Below are 15,840 nucleotides of genomic sequence, written 5' to 3'. Positions count from 1 at the left end.
CCGCCGTCGGTCGGTCGTCGACAGCCCGGCGGCACCGCTCCGCCCGCCGGCCGTCGTCACCCCGCCGGTACCGCGCCGCCGGCCGCCGGAGCCGGGTCCGGGCCGGCCGCCTGCAGCTCGGTGAGGAATCCGGGCCGGAGCACGCGTGCCTCGATCGACGCGGCTCCCGAGGTCCAGCCGTCGCCGAGCGGACGCTCGGGCGTGAGCAGCACGTGGCCCGGCGTCCCCGCTCGGCCGAGGGCGGCGGCGACGCGGCCCTCCGGATCGTAGAGGGCGTGGTCGACGAGCGGCCCGTAGACGGCGTGCACCGCGAAGTCCTCGCGGCTGCCGAGGAGGACGGGCAGCAGCTCCTCGCCCGGGCGCAGGCCGTGGGGCCACCAGCGGAAGCGCTCGACGAGCTCGTGGCAGGCGGCGCACGAGGGCGAGAAGAAGACGAGGTGCGTCGCCGGGCGGGACAGCTCCTCGAGCGTCAGGAGCTCGCCGGCCACCGTGACGAACGCGAGGTCGGCGGCCGAGAGGTCGCCCTCGGGCGCGCGCCCCGGCGCGGACTCCCTGTCGGCTGCGGACAGGCGGGCGGCCGCCCGGACGCGAGCGGCCGTCGACGCCGCACGGCGGTCGCGCACCAGCACGAGCGAGACCGCGGCGAGAGCGGCGGCGAGCCCGGACGCCGCCGCCGAGGCACCGCCGCCGCCGAGCAGCGCGGCCGGAGCGAGCCCGCCGAGGGCCCCGGCGACCGCGAGCGCGAGCAGCACCGCGTTCCTCGCGACGGTGCGTCCGGTCATCCGTGCCGAGCCCAGCCCGCCGAAGCACTCGCAGTCGACGTCCTCCGTCGCGCGGACCGCGCGGACGGCGACGACGAGGAACACGGCGTCGAGGAGCGCCACCGGCACGAGGGCGGCACGGTGCGCCGGAGCGGGCGCCAGCACCACCGCGGCGCCCAGCGCGATCTCGACGACGGGGAAGGCGGCCGCGAACCAGCCGCGGCGCCGGAGGAGGAGGGGGACCCCGAGCGCCTCGAGGCTCGCCCGGAACCGCTCCGTGCGGCCGAGCTTCAGGGCGCCGCTGACGACGAGCACCGCGCCCGCGCACCACGCGGCGATCGCGAGAACCGCCTCCAGCATCCGTCGCCCTCCTCGCTCGGCATCGACCCGCACAACGCTACCGGCGCGGACCGGCCTCCCGCGGCCGAGACGGGGAACGGGGCGGAGACGGCGCGATCCGGCGCGTTCCGCCCTCCGGACGAGCCGCTGCCGGCACATCCGGCGCCCGGATCCCTCCAGGCGGGGCGCCCCCGGGCTCCCTCCCGGTCCCGGACGGCCGCTCCGCCGTACACTGCGAGAGGATCGGAGGGGTCATGCGGGGACGGCGAGCGCGCGACGAGCGGCACGGCACGGCGGCGAGTCCGCCTGCGGCCGCCGCTCCCCCGGCTGCGGTCACGGCTCCGGCCCCCTCGGACTCGCCGGACGACGCCTCGGGCGACGTCTCGACCGGGATGCGGATCGCCGCCGCCTGGTCGTGGCGCTTCCTCGCCGTCGCCGGGCTCCTCTACCTCCTCGTGCGCCTCGTCTCGCTGCTGCCCGTGATCGTCGTGCCGGTGCTGATCGCGCTGCTGCTCACCGCGCTCCTCACCCCGCTGCGGAACCGGCTCGAGCGCCTGCGGCTCCCCCGCCCGCTCGCGGTCCTGGTCTCGATCGTCCTGATGCTCCTCCTGCTGACCGGCCTCGTCGGGCTGGTGATCGTGCAGTCGCGCTCCGGCTTCAGCGGAGTGGGGCAGCGCGCTCTCGACGCGGTCGACGGCGTCGAGGCGTGGCTGCGGAGCCCGCCGCTGTCGTTCTCGGACGTCCAGCTCTCGGACTGGGCGCAGCGCGCGGTCGACTGGGCCGACGCGCAGGCGTCGACGATCGCATCCGGGGCCCTCGCCGTCGGCTCCCAGCTGGCCGAGGTCTTCGCCGGAACCCTCCTCACCCTGTTCTCGCTGATCTTCCTGCTCCTCGACGGCCGCCGGATCTGGCACTGGTTCCTCCGCCTCCTCCCCCGCCGCGCCCGGCCGGCGATGGAGCGCGGCGGCGCCGCCGGCTGGCGGACCCTCAGCCAGTTCGTGATCGCGCAGCTCGGCGTCGCCGGGATCAACGCCGTCGGCATCGGCATCGGCGCGCTCGCGCTGCAGCTGCCGCTCGTCGTGCCGATCGCGATCGTGGTGTTCCTCGGCTCGTTCGTCCCGATCCTCGGCGCGATCGTGACCGGTGCGCTCGCCGCACTGGTCGCTCTGCTGTTCAGCGGGCCCGTCGCCGCGCTGGTGATGGTCGGCGTCGTGATCCTGGTGCACCTGCTCGAGGGGCACGTGCTGCAGCCGCTCATCCTCGGGACCGCCGTGAAAGTGCATCCGCTCGCCGTGGTGCTCGGAGTCGCGACCGGGCTCGAGGTGGCCGGGCTCGCCGGGGCGCTGTTCGCGGTGCCGACCATCGCGACGCTGAACGCGGCGGTCACCGCCATGCGGGCGCGCGCGCCCGGCGCGGAGTGAGCGCGTTCGATCCGGCCGCCCGACCCGGATCGACGGTGCTGCCCGCCCTCGCCTGCCCGGTCTGCGGCGGCGCGCTCGCCCCCGACGCGCTCCCCCGCCCCTCCTCGCTCCGCTGCCCCCTCGGGCACAGCGCCGACCTCGCGCGTCAGGGCTACGCCTCGCTGCTGCGCGGGAGGCACGCGACCTCGGGCGACACCGCGGCGATGGTGCAGGCCCGTGCCGACCTCCTCGGCTCCGGCCACTACCGGGTGATCCAGGACGCGGTCGCCGCGGCCGTCCCCGCCGACGCGCGGCTCGTGGTCGACCTCGGCTGCGGCACCGGGGCGTACCTCGCGGCCGTGCTCGAGGCGCATCCGGCGGCGGACGGGCTGGGCCTGGACCTCTCGGCCCCGGCCGCCCGCCGCGCCGCCCGCGCGCACCCCCGGGCGGCGATCGCGACCGCCGACCTCTGGCAGCCCCTCCCGCTGGCCGACGCCTCCGCCGACGCGCTGCTCACCGTCTTCGCGCCGCGGAACGCCCCGGAGATGCGGCGGGTGCTCCGTCCGGGCGGCGTCGCCGTCGTCGTCACTCCGCGCGAGAGGCACCTGCACGAAATCCGCGAGCGGTTCGGGATGCTCGGCATCGACGCCGGCAAGGCGGAGCGGCTCGACGAGCAGCTGGCGGGGTTCGCGCTCGAGGAGCGCATCGAGCTCGACACGACGGTGCTGATGAGCGTCGACGAGCTGCGCGCCGAGGTGCTGATGGGGCCGAGTGCCCACCACGTGGATCCCGAGGCGCTGGACGCGCGGCTCGCGGCGGTGGAGGGGACGACCGCGGTGACGGTCGCGGTCACCGTGTCGCGCTTCGTGCGCGCGGAGTAGCGGCGGGCGCGCCGCCGGCCCCGCGTCAGTACGTCTCGCGCAGGCGCTCCTGGTCGACCACCGCTTCGCGGTCCGCGAGGCGGCGCAGGCCCGCGAGGGGCTGGGCCATCCGGTGGTTGCCGCGGAGGACCGGCTCGGCCCGGTCGAGGAAGGCCCAGTACCCGGCGGTCACCGGGCAGGCGTTCTCGCCCAGGCGCACCTTCGGGTCGAAGCGGCAGCCGCCGCAGTAGTCGGACATCCGGTTGATGTAGGCGCCGCCCGAGGCGTACGGCTTCGTCGCGACGACGCCGCCGTCGGCGTGCTGGGACATCCCGATCACGTTCGCCGGCATCACCCACTCCGTGCCGTCGACGAAGACGTCCACGAACCAGTCGTTGAGCTCCGCCGGATCCCACCCCCGCTGCAGTCCCCAGTTGCCGAGCACCATCAGGCGCTGGATGTGGTGCGCCCAGCCGTGCCGGTGCACGTCGTCGAGAGTCTCGTGCAGGCAGTTCGCCTCGATGCCGCTCGGGTCGAGCGCGAGCAGCTCGGCGGGCAGCGGCGTCGAGGCGCCGAGCGCGCGGCTGCGGTTCCGGTACTCCGGCCCGAGGTGCCAGAACAGGTTCCAGACGTAGTCGCGCCAGCCGAGGATCTGGCGGATGAACCCCTCCGTCGCCGCGATCGGCGCGCCCCCGGCGGCGTACTCCGCCTCGGCCGCCTCGACGACCGTCCGCGGATCGAGCACGCCGAGGTTCATCGGGGCGCTGAGCAGCGAGTGCGCCATCGTCCAGTCGCCCGAGAGCATCGCGTCCTCGTAGGTCCCGAAGTCGCCCAGCCGCGACGACACGAAGTCGGCGAGCGCCGCCTCTGCCTCGGCGGGCGTCGCGGCGAAGCGGCGCGGACCGTCGGCGCCGACCAGGCGGATCGCCCCCTCGGCCTCCCAGCGCGCGAGGTCGGCGCGCACCTCCTCGTCGATGTCGTCCTCCTCCGGCCACCACGGGTCGGGCAGGCCGAGCCGGGAGGCGCCCTTGGGCGGAGGCTGGCGGTTGTCGTGGTCGTAGTTCCAGCGGCCGCCCTCGGGCTGGTCCCCGCGCATCAGCACGCCGGTGCGCTCGCGGCTCCACCGGTAGAAGTCCTCCAGCAGCAGGCGCTTGCCCGAGCGGGAGAGCGCCCACTCGCGGAAGTCCTCCTCGGCCGTGATGAAGCCGCGGCTGGGCAGGACGCTCATGCCGAGCCTGCGGGCGAGGCGGCGGCCGCCGCGGGTCGGCGGGTCGATCACCTCGAGGTCGTCGCGCCCGGCGAGGGCCTCGCCGAAGGTCTCGGAGCGGACGTACTCGGCGCGGTCCCCGAGCTCGCGGGCGCGGTGGCGGAGCGCCGACAGCAGCAGCTGCGCCTTGGCGCGGTGCATCGGGCGGCGCCCGAACGCCGATCGGGCCTCGACCAGCAGCATCGGACCGCCGTCGTCGAAGGCAGGGCCGAGCTGGCCGATGACGCTCCAGCGGGTGCGAAGGGGTCTGCTCATCCTCGGAGGCTAGGCGGACGGATCCGGCGCCGGTAGGAGTTGCGCGGCACGGATGTGCAGCCGCCACGTCTTGCACCCCCGCCCCCGATGCAGAAGTCTCGGAGCGAGCGCGGCGGATCCGACCGCGCACCGACGCGACGAAGCGAGGAGGCCGCCATGGCCCACCACGACCACGACAACGAGCACCACGAGGGTCACGAGCCCCACGACCACCACGAGGGTCACGACGAGCACACCGCCGGCCACGGCCGTCACGTCGCCGAGGGCACGAGCACCGAGGACACCGAGGGCGGCGAGTACACCTCGACGGAGGGCGTCTCGCACACCGCCGGCGAGGCCGAGGGCAGCTACGTCGACACCTCGGTCAACGAGCAGAGCACCGCCGACAAGGGCAGCTACGTCGACACCAGCGCCGCGGGCACCTCCGCCGAGGGCGAGGGCGAGTACACCGACCGCGACGAGTGACCCGCGCCCGGGCGCCGCGCGTCCCGCCGGGACACCGCGCTCCGGCCGGTGTCCCGGCGGGGAGCCGGCGCCTCGGCGGGGAGGTGGTCCGCCGGCCCTTCAGGCGGGCTTCAGCGGGGCCGCGGCTAGCCTGGGCTCGCGCGGGGCCCCGCGCGCCGAGCCCGGGGAGGCCGCCATCCGCATCCTGGTCGTCGACGACGAGATCAACCTGCTCCGCGCCCTCGAGACGGGCCTGGAGGCCGAGGGCTTCGCCGTGGACACCGCGACCACCGGCACCGACGCCCTCTGGTACGCGCAGGAGGCCGACTACGCTGCCATCGTCCTCGACCTGATGCTCCCGGACGTCAGTGGCTTCCGCGTCTGCGAGCGGCTGCGCGCCGCCGAGGACTGGACCCCGATCCTGATGCTCACCGCGAAGGACGGCGACCTCGACCAGGTCGAGGCCCTCGACACCGGCGCCGACGACTACCTCACCAAGCCGTTCTCGTTCCCGGTGCTCGTCGCGCGGCTGCGCGCCCTCATCCGCCGCGGAGCCGCCGAGCGGCCCACGGTGCGCGTCGTCGGCGATCTCGTGCTGGATCCGGCGTCCCGGAGCGTCGAGCGGGGCGGAGTCGCCGTGCCGCTGACCGCGCGGGAGTTCAGCGTCCTCGAGTACTTCGTCTCGCGGGCGGGCGAGGTCGTCTCGAAACGCGACGTCCTCGGAGCCGTCTGGGACTTCGACTACGACGGCGACCCGAACATCGTCGAGGTCTACGTCCGCACCCTGCGCAACAAGATCGACCGGCCCTTCGGTCGCGACACCCTCCGCACCCGGCGCGGGGCGGGCTACACGCTGGTGGCCGGGTGAGCCGCCGGAGCCTGCGGACCCGCATCACCGCGGCCGCGACCGCCGTGGTGGCCGCCGCCGCGCTCCTCGGGAGCGTGCTCTTCGTCCTGGTCCTCTCCTCCGTGCTCGCCTCGAGCGCCGCCTCCGCCGCCGACGCCGAGGCGGAGCGGGTCGCGGCGCTGGTCGAGCAGGGCGGCCCGGAGGCCGTCCGCGGCTCGGAGGGACTGGTCCAGCTCGTGGTCGACGGGCGGGTCGCCGCCGCGGGCGAGGACGCGGAGGACCTCCCTCCGCTCGCGCTGGCCGAGAGCGACGACCCGGTCACGGTCGACGTGGACGACGAGGGGGCGGTGGTGGTCGCCGCCCGCGAGCTCGACGACGACTCCCTCGTCGTGGTCGGCGTGCCCGACGAGGGCCGCGAGGAGGCGGTGTCCACGACGATCGGGCTGCTCGCGGTCGCCGTCCCGCTGCTGATCGCGCTGGTGGCGGTGGTGTGCGCCGTCGTCGTCGGCCGGGCGCTGCGCCCCGTGGAGCGGATGCGCGAGGAGGCCGAGGCGGTCACCTCCTCCGCCCTGGACCGCCGGATCGCCGCTCCCGGCTCCGGCGACGAGGTCGACCGGCTGGCGCACACCCTCAACCGGATGCTCGATCGGCTGCAGAGCGGGCAGGAGCGGCAGCGGCGCTTCGTCTCGGACGCCTCGCACGAGCTGCGCTCCCCCGTCGCGGCGCTGCGTCAGACCGCGGAGGTGGCGCTCGCGCACCCGGACCGGCTCGACTCCGCCCGGCTGGCGAGGACGGTCGCGGAGGAGTCGGTGCGGCTCGGCGGGCTGATCGAGGGCCTGCTGCTGCTCGCCCGGGCGGACGAGGCGCGCCTGGCCGTGGCGGCGGCTCCCGTGGACCTCGACGACCTCGCCCTCGGCGAGGTGCGGCGCCTGCGCGACTCCGGAGCCCGGGTCGACGCGAGCGGGATCTCGCCCGTGCAGGCGGTGGCCGACGAGGCCCTGCTCTCGCGGGCGCTGCGGAACCTGGTCGACAACGCGGTGCGGCACCGCTCCTCGCAGCTGGCGCTCTCGACCCGGATCGACGGAGCGGAGGCGGTGCTCGCGGTGGACGACGACGGGCCGGGGATCCCGGCGGCGGAGCGCGAGCGGGTGCTCGAGCGCTTCGTCCGCCTCGACGAGGGCCGGGCGCGCGACGCCGGAGGATCGGGCCTCGGCCTGGCGATCGTCGCCGGGATCGCGCGGGCCCACGGCGGACGGGTCGTCGTCGGCGACTCGGCGCTGGGCGGCGCCCGGGTCGAGGTGCGGGTGCCGCTCGTCCGCTGAGCGGGCGCTTCAGGCCTGCTTCAGCGCCCGACCGCGAGAGTGCTGGAGGCGTCGACGAGCGGCGCCGGGACGGAGCCATCGTGCAGAAGAAGACGAAGATCATCGCCGGGATCGCCGGAGCGGTCGTGCTGATCGGAGCCGGGACGGGCATCGCCTACGCCGCGACCGACGGCTTCGAGGGATCCGACTCCCTCACCGGCAGCGACCTGGACCGCGCGAGCGAGGCCGCGCTCGCCGAGATCGGCGGCGGGACCGTCACCTCGGCCGAGCGCGACGACGACGGCGCCACCGGCTACGAGCTGGACCTGACCGACCGCGCCGGCCTCGAGTACGAGGTGCGCCTCGACGACTCCTTCGCCGTCCTGTCCGTCGACCCCGACGACCGCGCCCTCCAGGCCGGCTCCGACGACGACGGCGTGCCTGCCGGCGACCCGACCGCGGCCGCCGTGGACCCGGACGACCTCACCGGCGACGACCTCGCCCGCGCGAGCGAGGCGGCGCTGGGCGCCGTCGGCTCCGGGACCGTCACCGAGGCCGAGCGCAGCGACGACGCCGACCACGCCTTCGAGGTGGAGGTCACCCGCGAGGACGGCACGGACGTGGACGTCGAGCTCGACGCCGCGTTCGCCGTGCTCTCGACCCAGGAATAGCGCTCTAGCGGCCGCCGGGTCCCTTCGCGGTCGCGGGAGCGGCACCGCTGCCTGCGGGGGCGCCGACGCCGGTCGCCGCACCGCGAGCGCCCGGGCCGTTGCCGCCCGCGTTACCGTTGCCGTTGCCGTTGCCGTTGCCGTTGCCGTTGCCGTTGCCGGGAGCGTTCCCGCTGTTGCCGGGTGCGTCGCCGCTGTTCCCCGGAGCGTCGCCGCTGTTCCCCGGAGCGTCCTCGCCGGGAGCGGCCGGGGTCTCCTCCGCGGGCTCCTCCGGCTCGGTCGGCGTCTCCTCCGGCTCCGACTCCTCGGGCGAGGGGGCGGGGTCGTCCTCGGTCTCGACGGGGGCCGGCGTGTCCTCCGGCTCCTCCTCGATCGGGGTCGTCTCCTCGGGAGCCGGTTCGGTCGTCTCGGCCGGTGCCGGCTCCGGGGCTCCCGCGATCAGGGCCTCGAGGTCGCCGCGGACGACGTCGACCTGCGCCTGCACCGTCGCTGCGCGGTCGGAGCTGACGGAGCCCTCGGCGAGCGCGGCGTCGAGCGCCGATTGCAGCGAGGCGAGCTCGGTGAGAGCGCCCTGGTAGTCGTCGGCCGAGGCCTTCTCGGCGACGGCCACCACAGCGTCGTCGAGGGTCTGGGCGGTGCCCTCGTCGATGCCCTGCGGCGCGGAGGAGCATCCGCTCAGCAGCAGGACCGAGGCGAGCACGGCGCCGGCGGCGCGCAGTCGGAGGCCCCTCACGAGCGGATGCTCTCGCGCAGCTGACGGAGGTGGTCGCCCAGCTCGCCGTCCACCTGCGGCAGAGGCGACTGGGGACCGTCGATCAGGATGATCGCGAGCCCGACGGCGACCGCGACCAGCGCGAGCACCAGCACGATCAGCCACGGGCTCGGGCCGCGGCGCTGCGGAGGGGCGGCCGCGGGGCGGAGCGGAGCCGTGCGCGGCGCCGGAGCGGTCTGCGGTGCCGGAGCGATCCTCGGTGCCGGTGCGATCCGCTCGGTCGCGGTGAAGCGCTGCGTCGGAGCGATCGCCTCCGTGGCCGGGTAGGCGTCGGCCGCGAGCCGGCGGGTCGGATCGAGCGCCTCCGCCCGTGTGATCGGCTCGGTCTCGGCGAGCGGCTCCGTCGACATCACCCGGGTGGCGGGGACGTCGGGGACGACGATGGCCGCCGGCGGGGAGTCGCGCCGCGGATCGATCAGGCGGCGTGCCGACTCCGCCACCTGCAGCGCGGCGGGACGCTCGCCGGGCTCGCGCCGCGTCATCGAGGTCAGGAGCGAGGTCCAGCCGCTGCCGAGCGACTCCGAGACCTCGGGGTCGCGGAGCAGGCGGGCGAGCGTGACCTCGATCGCCGAGCCCGTGAACGGGCGGCGGCCGGTCAGCGACTCCAGGAGCACCAGGCCGAGGGAGTAGATGTCGCTCGCCGAGGTGACCGGGTCGCCGTGCGCCTGCTCGGGGCTGAGGTAGGCGGCGGTGCCGATGAGGGTGCCCGGCGCGGTGATCCGCGTCGCGTCGATGAGGGAGGCGATGCCGAAGTCGGCCAGCTTCGGGCGGAACTCGCGGCTGGTCAGCGGGCTCGGGACGAGCAGCACGTTCGACGGCTTCACGTCGCGGTGCACGACTCCGGCCGCGTGGACCGTGTGCAGGGCCTCGCCGAGGTCGCCCGCCATCGAGGCGACGTCGTTCGGCGCGACCGGGCCCTCGGCGAGCCGCTCGGACAGGCTCGGGCCCTCGGCGAGCTCCATCACCATGTAGGCCTGGCCGTTGGTGTCGTCGCCGCCGTCGTGCGCGTCGTAGAGGGTGACGAGGGCGGGGTGGTTGAGGGCCGCGAGCAGCCGGATCTCGGACGCCTTGCGCTGCAGGTCCTGCGCGTCGTCGATGCCGGGGGCGAACATCTTCAGCGCGACGGAGCGGCCGAGGACGCCGTCTCGCGCCCGGTAGACCGTGGCCATGCCGCCGCGGCCGATGAGCTCCTCGATCGTGTACCGGCCGTCGACCGTCGTCCCGACGATGCGGGTGTCGCCTGTCCGGTGGGATGCCACGGGTCCTCCTCGCGGTCGGCGGCGGGTGTGCCGCGCCCCCCGGTGCGACCGTCGACCCAGGGTAGTACGTCGACCCTGCACGCCGCCCTCCCCCGGCCGGGCTGTCAAGCGGGTGCCCCCGCGCGCGCCCCGACGTAGCGTCGGAGGTCCCGACGAAAGGCGACGACATGGACCAGGACCGCACGGAGCAGGACGACCAGGGCTCGACCATCGGCAAGCCGGACGGGGCGGCTCCCGCCACCTCCTCCGAGAGCGAGACCATCGAGAAGGACATCTCGGAGTCGCCCGGCAGCGAGCGCGAGACCGAGGCCAAGCAGGACTCGGATCCGGCGGAGAGCCGCACCGAGGTCTCCGGCTCCGCCGAGGTGAAGGCCGTGCCCGGCACGGGCGGCCCGGACGACGTGGGCGACGTCGAGGTCGACCCCGACGAGGTCTCGCTGAACGGCAAGCCGTTCCCGGGTCACGCCGGCACGAAGTAGGACGCCCGGGAGGGGCGGGGCCGCGGCTCCGCCCCTCCCGTGCTCTCCGGTCCACCCACCACCCGTCGTCCGCCCTCGCCCAGGGGGTTCCGCAGATCGCGCGGATCGTCCCGCGCCTTCCGAGCGAACGGCCTCAGGCGACCGGCGTCAGCAGGCCCGGGTCGCGGCGGTCGACGGTGCGGGAGTTGTTCACGCGGCGGTCGACCGGGTGGGCCGTGACGGTCGAGGCCATCGCGACGGACGCCCGGTCGAGGGTGGCGAGCATCTCCTCGGCGGAGGCGAGCGGAGCCGGGTCGAGCCAGGCGTCGCGCACGTCGGGCGTGAGGAACACGGGCATCCGGTCGTGCACCTCGCCGGAGGCGTCGCGCGCCTCGCGGGTGATGATCGTGAAGGAGACGCGCCAGTCGTCGCCCTCCTTGCGGGCCGTGTAGAGGCCGGCCGCGGCGAGGATCGGCTCCTCGCCCTGCAGGAACCAGGGCTGCTTGCCGTCGGCGCGGGTCTCCCACTCGTAGTACCCGCGCATCGGGACGATCGCGCGCTGCTTGGCGAACGCCCCGCGGAACAGGCCGTTCGTCGCGACCGACTCGAGGCGCGCGTTGATCGGCGAGGGCCCCCTGCCCTTCGACCAGGACGGGGTGAAGCCCCAGGACGCGAGCTCCAGCTCGCGCTCCCGCTCGCCGTCGTGGAGCCGCTCGCGGACGATCGGCGCGACGTCGGTGGGAGCGACGCTGTAGTCGGGCGCCCAGTCCTCGGCGCGCCCGCCCGCGGCGACGAACTCGCGGATCAGCTCATCGGTCTCGGAGTCCATCGCGAAGCGGCCGCACATGCGGGACAGGCTACGCCGCACCTCCGACGCCGCGCGAGGCGCCCGGTCCGACCACCCGGGACTTCGCGGACCAGAAGCGCATCAGCGCGCCGGCGAGGATCGAGCCCAGCGCACCTGCGGCGAGGTCGCCGAGCGTGTCCTCGTAGCCGACGAAGATCGAGGAGTCGATGAAGCGGTGCCCCGCCCACTCGCCCCACTCCCACAGGACGCCCGCCGTCGTCCCGAAGCAGGCGCAGAGCACGACCGCCGGGAGCAGCGGCCCGCGATCGCCCGCGACCGCCGGCACGACTCCGGCCCGCGCGGCGATGATGTAGGCCACCGCGGCGATCAGCCCGTTGAGCACGCAGTGCACGACCAGGTCCCACTGCGGCCAGGCCTCGTAGAGGCCGAGGACGCTGCTCCAGGAGGCCACGAGCAGCGCGAGCCCGAAGAGGGCGTCGAGCGCCGGACGGATGCCGAGGAAGCGCGGCAGCACCAGCCCGATCGCCGCGAGCGCGAGCACCGCCACGTCGACCAGGTCCCAGCCGATCGCGGCCGCCACGATGCTCGCCGCCCCGATCGCGCGGATGCCGTCGGCCGTCCACTCCCCGCGGGTGCGCGGGGGCTCGAGGAAGGTCTCGACGAGGGCGGAGCCGCTCACGGCTTCGTGAAGCGCAGCACGGCCTGGACCGGCTCGTGGTCGGAGGGCGCCGCTCCCCCGTAGCGGACGGCGTTGATCCCCGCGGAGACGACCTCGAAGGCGCCCTCGCTGACGAGCAGCCAGTCGATCCGCTTGCCCGGCGCCGGCGCGCGGTAGTTCGAGAAGGTGCTCCACGAGTGGGTGAGGTGCTTCTCCGCCGTCTCCCACGCGTCCGCGAGGCGGCCCTCCTCGAGGATCGTCCGGTAGGGGACGGTGTCGACGTCGGTGTTGGTGTCGCCCATCACGATCGCGGGGCGTCCGAGCTCGAGGACGCGGCGGGCGATCAGCTCGGCGGAGCGCTGGCGCGAGCGCCGCGAGATGTGGTCGAAGTGGGTCGAGATCACGGTGAGCTCGCGGCTGGTCGCGTGATCGGTCAGCTCCGCGATCACCGCGGTGCGCGGGATGCGATTGCCCCAGCTGCGCGAGCCGGCGACGTCCGGGGTGTCCGAGAGGGCGATCTGGGTCCAGTGCCGGACGGCGTAGCGGCTGCGGTCGACGAAGAGCATCACGCGCTCGCCGCCGCGGTCCGCGTCCCGGCCGAAGCCCATCGCCTCGAAGGAGGAGCCCAGCGCCTCGTGCACGGCGGCCGACTGGTCCGGCAGCGCCTCCTGCACGGCGAGGATCGAGGGGCGCTCCTGCTCCAGCACCCGCTGGACGAGCGGGCGGCGCCGGTCCCACTGGTCGACGGCGCGGGAGGTGAGGCGCGGCATCCGCCGGCGGATGTTGTAGGTCATCACGTGCAGATCGGGCGCCTCGGTCGGGCCGATCAGAGGCGTCGCGTCGGTCATCACTCCACCCTACGGGGGCGGATCGAGGTGCCACGGAGGCTTGCGGTGACCGCTCCCGGCCGCTCTACTTCGGACATGCCCCTCTCCCAGGACCTCACCGCCCTCGCCGACGAGCGCTTCGTCTCGCTCACCACGTTCCGGAAGTCCGGGGACGCCGTCTCGACCCCGGTCTGGATCGCCCGCGACGGCCACGAGCTGATCGTCACCACTCCCCGCCGCAGCGGCAAGGTGAAGCGCCTCCGCAACGACGCGCGGGTGACCCTCGTCCCGTGCGACCGCCGCGGCCGCGTCTCCGACTACGCGGTGCCGGTCGAGGCCGCCGCGGAGATCGACGCCGACCCCGGCGAGGTCGAGCGCCTGGGCCGCGTGTTCCTGGCGAAGTACCGGCTCGAGTACCGCGTGTTCCTCCTGATCGAGGGCCTGGTCACCCGCGCCGACCGCACCCGCGTGATGCTCCGCGTCTCCGACCGCTGACCCGCACCGCCCTACACCCCCGGAGGCTCCCGCCGGAAGGCCTGGGGGCCGCCGGACCCGGGGTCTACCGTGGGGCGATCGCCGGTGCCCCTGCGCGCTTCCCGCGTGCGCTCCGGCGGCAGTCAGAAGGAGCACGCAATGAGCATCGGAGCAGGGATCTTCCTCCTCGTCGTCGGCGCGGTCCTCGCCTTCGCGGTGGACGTGCAGGTGTCCGGGATCGACCTGAAGCTGGTCGGCTACATCCTCATGGCGGCCGGAGCGGTCGGCCTGATCCTCGGGCTGGTCCTGCTGACGCGCCGCCGCCAGGCCGTCTCGACCACGCGCTCGGCCGTCGACCCGGCCAGCGGCGAGCAGGTCACCCGCCGCTCGAGCGAGAGCGACGGCCCGCTGATCTGATCGGCGGAACGACGAAGGGCGGGACCTCGCGGTCCCGCCCTTCGTCGTTCACGGCCCTACTCGGCGGGCTCGTCCGGCTCGCCGCCGGAGACGGTGTCGGTGTCGCCGCCACCGGAGGAGGTGTCCGTCCCGGTGCCGTCGGGGAGGTCCTCGGTCTTCTCGGTGTCCTCACCCGTGGTGCGGTCGGTGCTCATGGCGCTCTCCCTTCGCGTCGGCGACCTGCCGACCCTCCCACTCTGCTCCGCCCGCGCCTCGCGGGGCAGGGGGTAGCGGAGGCGGAGGGCGGCGTGGAAGGCGCCTACTCCTCGACGACGATGGTGGTGATGACCGGGTTCCGGCGGTGGCGGCGGGTCAGCCAGCGGCCGAGGGTGCGCGTGATCAGCGCCTCCATGGCCTCGAGCTCGACCGGCTTGCCCGCGGCCTGCAGGACGGCGTCGTCGATCGCCTTGCTCGCATTGGCCTTCCAGCCCGGCTCCTCGACGAAGCCGCGGGTGAAGAACTCGACGGGCTCGCCGAGCGTGCCGCGGTCGAGGTCGGCGATGGCGAGGACCGTGATGGCCCCCTCCTCGGCGAGGACGATGCGGTCGTTCATCGCGTCCTCGGTGGCGACGCCCATCGTGGTGCCGTCGACCAGGATCTGGTCGGCCGGGATGCGCCCGCTGATGCGCGAGCGGCCCTTCACCAGGTCGATCGAGACGCCGTCCTCGATGACGAAGACGTCCTTCTCGTCGATCCCGGTGCGCGTCGCGATCGCCGCATTCGCGGTGAGGTGGCGCCACTCGCCGTGCACGGGGAGCACCGCGGTGGGGCGCAGGATGTTGTAGCAGTAGGCGAGCTCGCCCGCGCTGGCGTGGCCCGAGACGTGCACCTTGGCGTTGCCCTTGTGCACGACGGTGGCACCCCAGCGGGTGAAGGCGTTGATGATCCGGTAGATCGCGTTCTCGTTGCCGGGGATCAGCGAGCTGGCCAGCAGCACGGTGTCGCCGGGGCCGATGTCGATGATGTGGTCCTTGTTGGCCATGCGCGAGAGCGCCGCCATCGGCTCGCCCTGCGAACCGGTGCAGATCATCACGATCTCGGTCGCGGGGAGCTTCTCGAGCACCTTCATGTCGACGACGAGGCCGGCCGGGATCTTGAGGTAGCCCAGGTCGGCGGCGATGCCCATGTTGCGGACCATCGAGCGGCCGACGAAGGCGACCTTGCGGCCGTGGCGCTGCGCGGCGTCGAGGACCTGCTGGATGCGGTGCACGTGGCTCGCGAAGCTGGACACGACGATGCGGCGCGGCGCGGTGCGGAACACCTGGTCGATCGCGGGGGCGAGGTCGCCCTCCGAGATCGCGAAGCCGGGGACGTCGGCGTTCGTGGAGTCGACCAGGAACAGGTCGACGCCCTCGTCGCCGAGGCGCGCGAAGCCGGGGAGGTCGGTGGTGCGCCCGTCGAGCGGGAACTGGTCCATCTTGAAGTCGCCCGTGTGCAGCACGAGGCCGGCCTCGGTGCGGATCGCGACGGCGAGCCCGTCCGGGATGGAGTGGTTCACGGCGAGGAACTCGAGGTCGAAGACGCCGGCGTCGATCCGGTCGCCCTCCTTCACCGGGCGCGTGCGCGGCGTGATGCGGTGCTCCTGCAGCTTCGCGCTGATCAGCGCGAGGGTGAAGGTCGAGGCGATGATCGGGATGTCGCCGCGCTCCTTGAGGAGGTACGGCACGCCGCCGATGTGGTCCTCGTGGCCGTGGGTGAGGACGATGGCCTCGATGTCCTTCAGGCGCGAGCGGATCGCGGCGAAGTCGGGGAGGATCACGTCGATGCCGGGCTGGTTCTCCTCGGGGAAGAGGACGCCGCAGTCGACGATGAGCAGCTTGCCCTTGTGCTCGAAGACGGTCATGTTGCGGCCGATCTCGCCGAGGCCGCCGAGCGGAGTGATCCGCATGGCGCCCTTCTCGAGGGGCTTGGGCTTGGGGAGCTCGAGGTGGTGGCGGGCGGGCTTGGCGGTTCTGGCGTTTCTCATGCGGTTCTTCCGGGAGGGAG

At 74.6% G+C, this 15,840-nt stretch carries 18 protein-coding genes; 9 read left to right on the top strand and 9 right to left on the bottom strand.

The genetic code is table 11. From position 1 onward, the window contains the following. Window positions 1–56 precede the first annotated feature (56 nt). Window positions 57–1,121, bottom strand: a complete 1,065-nt coding sequence (locus C5C95_RS01660; RefSeq protein WP_104323661.1) for a MauE/DoxX family redox-associated membrane protein — start codon at window positions 1,119–1,121, stop codon at window positions 57–59. A 233-nt stretch (window positions 1,122–1,354) separates the two neighbouring features. Between C5C95_RS01660 and C5C95_RS01655 the strand changes: the two genes are divergently transcribed. Continuing rightward, the gene (locus tag C5C95_RS01655) at window positions 1,355–2,521 is read left to right on the top strand and encodes an AI-2E family transporter (protein WP_104226121.1); all 1,167 of its coding nucleotides are present in this window, start codon (window positions 1,355–1,357) and stop codon (window positions 2,519–2,521) included. After that, a complete protein-coding gene (locus C5C95_RS01650) occupies window positions 2,518–3,381 on the top strand; it encodes a methyltransferase domain-containing protein (protein WP_104323660.1) in 864 nt (287 codons plus the stop codon). Before C5C95_RS01655 ends, C5C95_RS01650 begins: the two co-directional genes overlap by 4 nt. A gap of 25 nt (window positions 3,382–3,406) precedes the next feature. Here C5C95_RS01650 and C5C95_RS01645 read toward each other — a convergent pair whose 3' ends face one another. After that, window positions 3,407–4,882 carry a cryptochrome/photolyase family protein gene (locus C5C95_RS01645; RefSeq protein WP_104323659.1) on the bottom strand — a complete coding sequence of 492 codons (1,476 nt, stop codon included), beginning with the start codon at window positions 4,880–4,882 and terminating at the stop codon, window positions 3,407–3,409. A gap of 156 nt (window positions 4,883–5,038) precedes the next feature. Here C5C95_RS01645 and C5C95_RS17280 point away from each other — a divergent pair, with 156 nt between their 5' ends. The 4 genes from C5C95_RS17280 to C5C95_RS01630 all read left to right on the top strand — a co-directional run bounded on the left by C5C95_RS17280 (window position 5,039) and on the right by C5C95_RS01630 (window position 8,145). Next, window positions 5,039–5,347 carry a hypothetical protein gene (locus C5C95_RS17280; protein ID WP_181125522.1) on the top strand — a complete coding sequence of 103 codons (309 nt, stop codon included), beginning with the start codon at window positions 5,039–5,041 and terminating at the stop codon, window positions 5,345–5,347. Between the two features lie 175 nt (window positions 5,348–5,522). Then, window positions 5,523–6,194 carry a response regulator transcription factor gene (locus C5C95_RS01640; RefSeq protein WP_104222956.1) on the top strand — a complete coding sequence of 224 codons (672 nt, stop codon included), beginning with the start codon at window positions 5,523–5,525 and terminating at the stop codon, window positions 6,192–6,194. Next, window positions 6,191–7,495: a cell wall metabolism sensor histidine kinase WalK gene (locus C5C95_RS01635; protein WP_258064109.1), complete on the top strand. Its 1,305-nt coding sequence runs from the start codon at window positions 6,191–6,193 to the stop codon at window positions 7,493–7,495. Before C5C95_RS01640 ends, C5C95_RS01635 begins: the two co-directional genes overlap by 4 nt. Before the next feature lie 80 nt (window positions 7,496–7,575). After that, complete coding sequence (locus C5C95_RS01630) at window positions 7,576–8,145, top strand: PepSY domain-containing protein (protein ID WP_104323658.1); 570 nt, start codon at window positions 7,576–7,578, stop codon at window positions 8,143–8,145. Between the two features lie 4 nt (window positions 8,146–8,149). Here C5C95_RS01630 and C5C95_RS17275 read toward each other — a convergent pair whose 3' ends face one another. Together C5C95_RS17275 and C5C95_RS01620 are read right to left on the bottom strand one after the other, a co-directional pair. After that, the gene (locus tag C5C95_RS17275; RefSeq protein WP_181125512.1) at window positions 8,150–8,875 is read right to left on the bottom strand and encodes a hypothetical protein; all 726 of its coding nucleotides are present in this window, start codon (window positions 8,873–8,875) and stop codon (window positions 8,150–8,152) included. Continuing rightward, a complete protein-coding gene (locus tag C5C95_RS01620) occupies window positions 8,872–10,173 on the bottom strand; it encodes a serine/threonine-protein kinase (RefSeq protein ID WP_104323657.1) in 1,302 nt (433 codons plus the stop codon). Before C5C95_RS01620 ends, C5C95_RS17275 begins: the two co-directional genes overlap by 4 nt. Before the next feature lie 167 nt (window positions 10,174–10,340). On the opposite strand from C5C95_RS01620, the gene C5C95_RS01615 reads away from it, so the two are divergent. Beyond that, entirely contained in the window at window positions 10,341–10,652 is a 312-nt protein-coding gene (locus C5C95_RS01615; protein ID WP_104222919.1) for a hypothetical protein, read from the top strand. A gap of 133 nt (window positions 10,653–10,785) precedes the next feature. Here C5C95_RS01615 and C5C95_RS01610 read toward each other — a convergent pair whose 3' ends face one another. The 3 genes from C5C95_RS01610 to C5C95_RS01600 are packed head-to-tail and all read right to left on the bottom strand — an operon-like array spanning window position 10,786 to window position 12,945. Then, window positions 10,786–11,478: an SOS response-associated peptidase gene (locus tag C5C95_RS01610; RefSeq protein ID WP_104226115.1), complete on the bottom strand. Its 693-nt coding sequence runs from the start codon at window positions 11,476–11,478 to the stop codon at window positions 10,786–10,788. Between the two features lie 10 nt (window positions 11,479–11,488). Further along, complete coding sequence (locus tag C5C95_RS01605; protein ID WP_104246943.1) at window positions 11,489–12,118, bottom strand: hypothetical protein; 630 nt, start codon at window positions 12,116–12,118, stop codon at window positions 11,489–11,491. After that, the gene (locus C5C95_RS01600; protein WP_104226113.1) at window positions 12,115–12,945 is read right to left on the bottom strand and encodes an endonuclease/exonuclease/phosphatase family protein; all 831 of its coding nucleotides are present in this window, start codon (window positions 12,943–12,945) and stop codon (window positions 12,115–12,117) included. The genes C5C95_RS01605 and C5C95_RS01600 overlap by 4 nt, the downstream gene beginning before the upstream one ends. A gap of 75 nt (window positions 12,946–13,020) precedes the next feature. Here C5C95_RS01600 and C5C95_RS01595 point away from each other — a divergent pair, with 75 nt between their 5' ends. Beyond that, window positions 13,021–13,419 carry a PPOX class F420-dependent oxidoreductase gene (locus C5C95_RS01595; protein WP_104246944.1) on the top strand — a complete coding sequence of 133 codons (399 nt, stop codon included), beginning with the start codon at window positions 13,021–13,023 and terminating at the stop codon, window positions 13,417–13,419. Window positions 13,420–13,557: 138 nt separating this feature from the next. Next, the gene (locus C5C95_RS01590) at window positions 13,558–13,815 is read left to right on the top strand and encodes a DUF6458 family protein (RefSeq protein WP_104222924.1); all 258 of its coding nucleotides are present in this window, start codon (window positions 13,558–13,560) and stop codon (window positions 13,813–13,815) included. Between the two features lie 56 nt (window positions 13,816–13,871). Here C5C95_RS01590 and C5C95_RS17270 read toward each other — a convergent pair whose 3' ends face one another. Beyond that, window positions 13,872–14,009 (bottom strand): hypothetical protein, encoded by a 138-nt coding sequence (locus C5C95_RS17270; protein ID WP_159940924.1) that lies wholly within the window; start codon window positions 14,007–14,009, stop codon window positions 13,872–13,874. Between the two features lie 104 nt (window positions 14,010–14,113). After that, window positions 14,114–15,820, bottom strand: a complete 1,707-nt coding sequence (locus C5C95_RS01585) for a ribonuclease J (protein WP_104222925.1) — start codon at window positions 15,818–15,820, stop codon at window positions 14,114–14,116. Window positions 15,821–15,840: the final 20 nt, after the last annotated feature.

Origin of the sequence: Rathayibacter sp. AY1B7, assembly GCF_002932735.1 — a bacterium.
In the GTDB taxonomy this organism is placed as follows: domain Bacteria; phylum Actinomycetota; class Actinomycetes; order Actinomycetales; family Microbacteriaceae; genus Rathayibacter.
This window is presented reverse-complemented; position numbering and strand designations above follow the sequence as displayed.